The sequence below is a fragment of the Aeromonas sp. QDB17 genome, from assembly GCF_027705305.1.
Lineage (GTDB): Bacteria > Pseudomonadota > Gammaproteobacteria > Enterobacterales > Aeromonadaceae > Aeromonas > Aeromonas caviae.
The window spans coordinates 1-7843 of record NZ_JAPDBP010000045.1; the positions used below are offsets into that span (position 1 = coordinate 1).

A 7843-nucleotide genomic window follows, 5' to 3' on the forward strand; every position below is an offset into this window, starting at 1 on the left:
GGAGCGGGAAACGAGACTCGAACTCGCGACCCCGACCTTGGCAAGGTCGTGCTCTACCAACTGAGCTATTCCCGCATGACTGCTTGCGTGCCAGTTGCCTGACAACGAGGCGCATTATACGTACCCCGAGCCCGGGCACAACCCTTTTTTCTCACTTTGAGCCCTTTCCCGTGCTGTTTGCTCACCCTTTAGACGCCTTGGTCGAAAATCCCCCCGCTCCCTGTGACCCGACGAGCGAATTTAAGATAAAGCCATTGAAATAGTTAGCCTTTAGTCAGAAACTCATCGCGCTTAGTAACTGGATTCTCAATTGAAAATCATGCGATGAAATGGAACTTCAGGCCTCGGGGGCTCAGACCGCAGCTGATGCTGGCTTTTTTCATGTTGGGCCTGGTGCCCTTCCTGGTCGTCACCCTGTTTTTCCTCTATAGCCACGGCAAGGATCTCACCACCCAGACCTCCAACCATCTGGTCTCGGTGCGCAACATCAAGAAAAACCAGCTGCAAGACTACTTCGGCAACCTCAAGGAGCAGATCATCAACTTCTCCCAGCAGGACTTTGCCGGCAACAGTATCGGTCGCTTCTACGGTTTCACCGGTGCCTTCGAGAAGCTCGGCACCACGCCGCAGGAGGCCCGTGCCCGCGCCCAGGCCCGCTATGTGCCGGGCTCCTGGGACAAGCTGCAACAACCTGACAGTCAGGTGGAGATAGAGCCCTCCATCAGCGCCCTCATCCTGGCAGACGAGATGTATGGCCGCGTCCACCAGCGCTTCCATCGCGGCTACGCCGACATGGTGCGCAAATCCAACTACAGCGACATCTTCCTGGTCGACCTCAACGGTGACGTGGTCTACTCGGTCACCAAGCAGGCCAACTTCGCCACCAACCTGCTCTCGGGCCCCTACCAGTCCAGCGGTCTTGGCAACACCTTCGCCAAGATCAAGCGCCGCCTCGATGGCGGCCAGAAGCCCCAGCAGATCTTCGAGTTCACCGATTTTGGCCGCAACGAGCTGACCGGCCAGGTGGTCGCTTACCTCGCCGCCCCCGTGATGCAGTATGACTATGTGCGCGGCGTGGTCATCTTCGAGCTGCTGCCGGACAAGCTCAACCAGATCATGGCGGAGCGGGAGGGGCTCGGCGCGACCGGCGAGACCATTCTCATCGGCCCGGACAAGCGGATGCGCGCCAACGCCTGGCTCGCCCCCGAATTCAGCGTGGAGAACAGCTTCAGCCCCGACTTCCGACCGCTGCAGACCCCCCTCATCATCAAGGCCCTCTCCGGGGAGCAGGGGGTCGGCCCCTTCCTCTCCTACCACGATGACGAGGTGCTGGCCGCCTATACCCAGGTGAAGGTGTTCGATACCGAGTGGGCCTTCATCGCCGAGATCTCCACCAGCGAGGCCTATGCCCCCATCCGCCAGCTCGAGACCCTGGTGATCCTGCTGGGGGCAGGCTCACTGCTGCTGCTGATCCTCTTCTCCCGCTGGCTTTCCCACTCCATCACGGCGCCCCTGCGATCCCTCACCGCCGCCGCCGAACAGGTGGCGGACGGCGCCCTGGATCACCCCATCACCATCCCCCGCACCGACGATGACATCGACCGGCTGGCCCAGGCGTTTCGCCACATGCAGCGCTCGGTGAAGGACAAGATCGAGCTCATCGAACGCCAGACCCAGGAGCTGCAACAGCAGGTCAAGCTCACCCACAAGCAGAACCTCAGTCTGCAACAGGCGGACAAGCTCAAAGACGAGCTTCTGGCCAACACCTCCCACGAGCTGCGCACCCCCATCCACGGCATCAAGGGGATGGCCGAGTCCATGCTCGCCAGCCAGCAGGACCTGACCGAAGGGCAGCAGAAGCAGCTCGGCCTCATCATCAAGAGCGCCGACGGTCTGGCGCGCCTCGTGGACGACTTGCTCGACTACCACCAGATGCGCTACGGCCAGCTGGAGATCCACCCCCAGCCGGTCTCCTCCAAGGGGGTCATCCGGCTGGTGCTGGATCTCTGCCAGCACCTGGTACAGGCCAAGCCCCTCACCCTGGTGGACAAGAGCCCCGCCGAGCTGCCCCCTGTGCTGGCGGACGAGCAGCGCCTCGAGCAGGTGCTCTACAACCTGGTGGGCAACGCCATCAAGTACACCCCCCAGGGCAAGGTGGTGCTGAGCGCCCTGGTGGAGGGCAACTTCCTGCGCATCAAGGTGACCGATACCGGCATCGGCATCGCCAGGGACCATCTGGAGCACATCTTCGAGCCCCTGGTGCAGATGAGCCCGGAAGTGAGCAAGCAGGGAGCGGGCCTCGGTCTCTCCATCACCCGCCAGTTGGTGCACCTGATGGGGGGGGAGCTGTTCGTGGAAAGCGAGCCGAGCGTCGGCTCCACCTTCGCCTTCACCCTGCCGCTGGCCAGCGGCAAGGCGGGCAGTCTGACCCTCGACAGCCGCCAGATAGAGCACCAACTGGTACGCCAGCAGCCCGTCATCCTGCCGGACTGGGAGAGCGAGGATCTGCCGCCCCCGCCGCAAGATGCCCCCGTCATCCTGGTGGTGGATGACGAGCCCATCAATTTGCACATACTGCGCCACCTGCTGCAGCCCTGCGGTTATCGCATCCTGCCCAGCAGCGACGGCCACGACGCCCTGACCAAGCTGGCTCAGGAACCGGTGGATCTCATCCTGCTTGATGTGATGATGCCCACCCTCTCGGGCTTCGACGTCTGCCGCCGTCTGCGCCAGCAGCACCCCAAGGAGAAGCTGCCGGTGCTGCTGCTCACCGCCCTCAACCAGCCCAAGGAGATTGAAGAGGGTTTCAACGCCGGGGCCAACGACTATCTGGTGAAACCCTTCTGCAAGGAGGAGCTGTTCGCCCGGGTGAGAGCCCTGCTGGAGGCCAGCGCCGGGCGCGCCTCCCTGGTGGAGAACCGCCTGCTCAAACAGGAGATAGAGCACCGTCTGCTGCTCCAGGAGCAACTGCACCAGGATCAGGAGCGGCTCCTCGCCCTGCTAGGCGAGGGGGCCGACCCCATGGTCTTCCTCGATGAGCAAGGAGGGGTGCTGTTTGCCTCCCGGGCCCTGGCGCGCCTGCTGGGTCAGGAGCCGGAAGCCATGGAGGGGCAGATGCTGGACGAGTGGCTGGCCGCCCCGCTGGCAAGCCAGTGGCCCGACATGACCGCGCAGCCGGTGCGGGAGCTGGACTTCCTGGTGGCGGGCCAGCGAGACACCCTCAACGCCCGCGCCCTGCCCATCAATCTGGGGGGGCAGCACGCCTATGCGCTGACCCTTGGCACCGAACCGCGCCAGGACGACAATCGCATGGCTGCACTGGAGAACGCCCTCAAGAGCCTCTCTCGCCAGGCCATCATCGAGGATGGCCAGTTGCTGGGGGAACTGAGCCGGCTGGGCGGGGAGTTCAGGTCGCTGGCGGACGATCTCATTCGCCAGCAGGATGACGAACCTCTGCGCCGCGCCCTGGTGGACACCATGCGTCTCACCCTGGAGACCTGGCAGCAGAGCACCGGCAAGGGCAAGATAGTGCTGGCGGAGAAGAGCAAGCTGTGGCGGGTCTACATGGACCGCTCCAGTCCCCAGACCCGCACCCTCGACAAGTACCTGAACCTCGACACCCTGCCCAAGGCACCGCGCTGGAAGACGGTGGTGGCCAGCGCCGAGTACGTGCTCAAGCACTGCGCCCTGAACGAGGTGCAGCACCAGAGCCTGCACCAGAGCACCCAGCGCCTTCGCCAGCTCGCCAGCCGCAAGGCATGAGTCTCCAACTCGCAGCCACGTTGCTCTGATGATGGCTGCGGGGTAGAAAACCAAGCACCAATAGCGAGCTCTGGACACATCTACTCGCATGCTTTCTGCGCCTATCAGGGGGATCGCGATGGCTGAGCTCGCGGGGGCGGCCAGATGACCCTGCAGGTGCGGGCCTATTCCCCATCACCATGTTGGTGATGAGCCCGGGAGATCTGTCTGGGCCGGCAAGTGGCTAATCAGGTGAATAGACATTCGAGAGAATGGGTGAGGCTTCGCGACCCCGTGACCACTGGCCCCAAATCGGAAAAGACATTGGGAGATGGCTGAGGCGGGGGATGGACAGAGTAGAAATGACAAACCCGCGACGGACGCGGGCTTGAGGGGAATAAATGGCGGAGAGACAGGCCGCTATAAAACAGTCCAAAACAATCCACACCAAAACAAATAATACAGCAATATCAATGCATTGAAATGATGCTGTGTCCGATCCCTTCCAATCTAACACTATCAATTCCCACATCAAATGGCATACTGGATGGCATACTCATATCCGCTGAAGGTGACCCTATGGCAATACTCACCGATACCAAGGCTCGCAGTCTAAAACCCGAAGACAAACCCCTCCCCCATGGTGGAATAACAGGCTTAGCTCTGCATCCGTCGACAACCAAAGGAAGAGGAAAGTGGGTGTTACGCTACGTCAGCCCCACAACCGGCAAGCGCCGTAATGCAGGGTTAGGGGCATACCCAGAAATCTCTATCGCAGATGCAGGCAACCAGGCACGGTTAATGCGGGAACAGCTGGCTAAAGGGCTAGACCCTCTTGAGGAGAAGGGAGAGGTAAAGAGAGAAGAAACCAGCAAGCCCGCTATCCCCTCACTGGAGATCGCTGCCCGTCAGGTTCACGAACAGTTACTCCCCGGTTGGCGTAATCCTAAACATGGCAAACAGTGGATCTCTACTCTGGAGCAATATGCCTTCCCGCTTCTTGGTCATCAGTCTATCGATACCATTTCGCCAGCTCATATCGCCAGCGTACTGCAACCCATCTGGTTGTCGATCCCAGAAACAGCAACCCGTGTTAAACAGCGGTTACATGCCGTGATGGCCTGGGCTTGGGCCCATGGGTTCTGCCAAGCAAATCCTGTCGATGTCGTGGATAAACTCCTGCCGCAACAGCCCAGCAAAGCAATTCGAACCCAACATCAGCCCGCGATGGATTGGCGAGTTCTTCCTGAGTTCTACCAAAAGCATTTGGCCAGCTCCAAGTCCTTTGATGTTAGCCGTGCCCTGCTGTCATTTGTGATCTTCACTGCCTGCCGCTCCGGCGAAGCCAGAAATATGCGCTGGGAAGAGCTCGACCTGAGGAATGCCATTTGGACAATTCCAGCAGACAGAATGAAGGCACACATTACCCACAGAGTACCGTTGTCTCTTCAGGCCTTGGCAGTGTTGAAAAAGGTACAGGGTTTACATGGGGAATGGGTATTCCCTTCACCACGTAAACAAGTACCACTCACCGATATGGCTATGACCAGCCTATTGAGGCATATAGGTGCATCAAGTACCACTCCCGGTCGTATAGCTACCGCGCACGGTTTTCGCTCAAGCTTTCGGGATTGGTGTAGCGAGAAAGGTTTTGCACGGGATCTTGCTGAAAGAGCGCTAGCCCATACAGTTCAAAATAAGGTTGAAGCCGCCTACCATCGTACAGACTTACTAGATCAGCGCCGTCCTATGATGGATGAATGGTCGAAGTTTGTTACGGGTTATTCAATGGATAAAAAATAATGCGGCCCATTTGGCCGCCTACTTTCGTATTTTATCACCCAGTTAAGGCTAATGGACTTTATTTAGCGCGAATAGCGCTTCTGATATTCTTGATCGATCATATCCTCTACAACCTGATAGATTTTACGGTTTGAGTCGCTTGCCATTTTCCTTAACATATTTTTCCGCTCATCTGATAACTGAATGCTCATAGCCGTTCGCGCTTCCGAAGCTGAGTTAGTTCGATATTTTTGTTGAGAGCCACTCTTACTTAGTGAGCTCATTAGTATTTTTCTATGCGCCACTGACAGTAAATCATACAGTGTAATCATGGCTTGCTTGGTATTTTCATTTTTATTTACACCTGATAAATCAAGCCAAATAGGATTTTTAAAACCAAGATAGGTTTTGAATGTATAATTCCAAGCCCATTCAGCCATTCCTTCATTATTTACCAACCAATCTTCCATCTTTGACTTATTTTTAATTCGCCCCCAAATATCTTCAAAGTTAGCCATTTGATTTTCTTTGGTATGTAACGGTACATCCCACAAATCAAAAAATCTAACTATATATCTCTTCTTATCATGACTAGTGTTTACATGAACCGGTAAATTCAACTCAAGGTATTCATTCTCATCTCGCCTGAATATATCAACGATTGGTTCTTGCCTGCTATTATTTTCATCTTCATCATCGAACACTAATGATTGATTACATTGCAAGCCTTTCATGTTTCTAGTTGATGACAACAAGAAAGACCAAATAAAATTACACAAACGACCATTAGTTTGAGCAATCCAGTCAAATCTCTCTGCGCTCAAACAATGTTCTCGGAAAACATCCTGCATCATTATCTTTACCAATTCAGGATCTCTACATTCAGAATAATTCACTATCTTGTTTAATTTTTTTAATTCATCTAGAAGATCTTGACGACATGATTCTCTATCAACGACATCATATATAAATGACTCCAGCTTGCTTGCCATATCTTCTATCCCTGGCATTGCATTGCCTTTACGTAACCGATCACCCCTATTAAAAAATTTATGGTAAAGAAAGACAATTTCTCTTTCCTCCTTTTTAGGATGCCACGTCATTTTTGTCATCTGAACCTCACCGTCGATCAAACTTGCAATCTAGCCCATAAGAGTCTCTTGCTGGGCGAACCATATCGTGAGGGAGGGGGACCCTACTCACTGAAATGCAGATTACTGTGTAGATTTTACGATGTAAAGTGGCGATTTTTCGTTGATTTAGGATAGAAAAATAGATTATTTCATGTTGATTTCAGGCTGATTTTATGATCATGAAGAAAACTTGGATATCACAACAACCTTGCCTCAGAGAGGTCCTTCTCCCTTTTTTTGCGAACCGAGCTCGCTCGACCAAAAGACGAACCACCCTCCTTGCTCCTGTTATCCGAAACCCAACCAGATATCTGAGTTCGTGTAGGCTTACAGATACATTGACGTTTTGATGCTGCTATATAGGCTTACCTGATTACCCATGACCCTCAGCCAGCTTCAAGAGCCGATATGGCATCGGAGGGCTTGCCACGACTGCATGCCCCAATTCAACCAACATGCTCTTGAGGTCAAAACGATGATTAAACCGGAAGCAGTATTCCGCAAGATGCCTTGGTAAATGCTTCGCTCCGAGCGTATGGCAACTGCCCCGCAGCGAGTTTTTCACATTTCCTATCATCGTGTTTACCCAGTTGAATGCCGGATGATCCAGCCAGTCCAGGTTGCCCCCGGTGACAACACCCAGGTGCTCACAATTGGCCTCCTTGACCGCTTTGAAACAGGCCAATCCATCGGATATCACCGCGCTACCACTGGCAATATGCCGTTTTGCCCAATCAGCAACGGACTTGGTTTTGAAACCATCGACCACCGTCATCCGCATCTTGATTGGATGTCCTTCCTTGTTCAGGGCCACTGCTGCCACAAACGGCGTCTTGCCTGCCGCGCCCCGACCCCGTTTGCCACCACGGCGCTCGCCACCCCAGTAGACATCATCGAGCTGAATGATGCCGCTGATGGGCTGCTTGTCATCGGACTCTTTCATGGCTTGCAGCAGCTTGTGCTTGAGCATCCAGGCGGTGTCATATTTGACGCCCAACTGGCGCTTTAGCTCCATCGCTGACAAGCCTGTTTTGGTTTGTGACAACAGGTGCATTGCCAGAAACCACTTGGTCAGTGGGAGCTTGGTGTTTGCGAAAATCGTGTTTCCAGTCTCAGAGATCCCCTCATTTTTAGAGACTCAAATAATTCCAAGTGTGCGGGTATATAAGCGGTGTTGCTTCAGGTAG

At 55.1% G+C, this 7843-nt stretch carries 3 protein-coding genes, 1 tRNA gene and 1 pseudogene; 2 read left to right on the plus strand and 3 right to left on the minus strand.

Annotation, left to right across the window (positions count from 1 at the left end):
• Nucleotides 1-2 precede the first annotated feature (2 nt).
• Nucleotides 3-75: transfer RNA gene (locus OKC41_RS20885), tRNA-Gly, on the minus strand.
• 249 nt (nt 76-324) lie between these two features.
• Between OKC41_RS20885 and OKC41_RS20890 the strand changes: the two genes are divergently transcribed.
• Both OKC41_RS20890 and OKC41_RS20895 read left to right on the plus strand, forming a co-directional pair.
• Entirely contained in the window at nt 325-3762 is a 3438-nt protein-coding gene (locus tag OKC41_RS20890; protein ID WP_128274397.1) for an ATP-binding protein, read from the plus strand.
• A gap of 558 nt (nt 3763-4320) precedes the next feature.
• On the plus strand, nt 4321-5544 hold the full coding sequence (locus tag OKC41_RS20895) for a tyrosine-type recombinase/integrase (RefSeq protein WP_270672339.1): 1224 nt from the start codon (nt 4321-4323) through the stop codon (nt 5542-5544).
• A 62-nt stretch (nt 5545-5606) separates the two neighbouring features.
• Here OKC41_RS20895 and OKC41_RS20900 read toward each other — a convergent pair whose 3' ends face one another.
• Entirely contained in the window at nt 5607-6635 is a 1029-nt protein-coding gene (locus OKC41_RS20900) for a hypothetical protein (RefSeq protein ID WP_236766413.1), read from the minus strand.
• A 394-nt stretch (nt 6636-7029) separates the two neighbouring features.
• Nucleotides 7030-7776: pseudogene (locus OKC41_RS20905) on the minus strand (IS1595-like element ISKpn3 family transposase); the annotation flags it as partial.
• Between the last annotated feature and the right edge of the window lie 67 nt (nt 7777-7843).